1 protein-coding gene is annotated in these 425 nt (G+C 63.8%); it reads right to left on the reverse strand.

Translation table 11 applies throughout. The features are described from left to right. Positions 1-425 (reverse strand): hypothetical protein (locus NFJ07_RS25725; protein ID WP_269998942.1); only part of this gene is annotated, 425 nt, incomplete at both ends.

Below are 425 nucleotides of genomic sequence, written 5' to 3' on the forward strand. Positions count from 1 at the left end.
TCCAGGAACAGGGTCTTGCCCCCGGCAGGTACCGTGAAGGTGTAGAAGTCCTTGGACCCCTTCGTTTCCAGGTTCCCCGCACCGGACCCGGGAACCCCATTGCTTACGGCGCTCCCGTCGAGCGGCAGGGTGAAGGTCTGAGGGTCGGGGACGAAGAACGCCGACAGACTGTACGTTCCGTAGGACTTGCGGGTGATATCGGTGCCCATCTCGAGCCGGTAGTCGCCGGCCGCCAAGGCCATCGTCTTGTTCCCCGAGGCGCAGTAGTCCCCGGCGACCTTCGCTCCGCTGGCGATCGAGGTGACCTGCCAGGTGAGCCCGTTCGCGAAGATGTTGTCGGGGTGGTTGACGCAATCCCGGTTGAGATCCAGGAACAGGGTCTTGCCCCCGGCAGGTACCGTGAAGGTGTAGAAGTCCTTGGACCC

It is taken from the genome of Arthrobacter sp. B2a2-09 (assembly GCF_027587375.1).
In the GTDB taxonomy this organism is placed as follows: Bacteria; Actinomycetota; Actinomycetes; order Actinomycetales; family Micrococcaceae; genus Arthrobacter.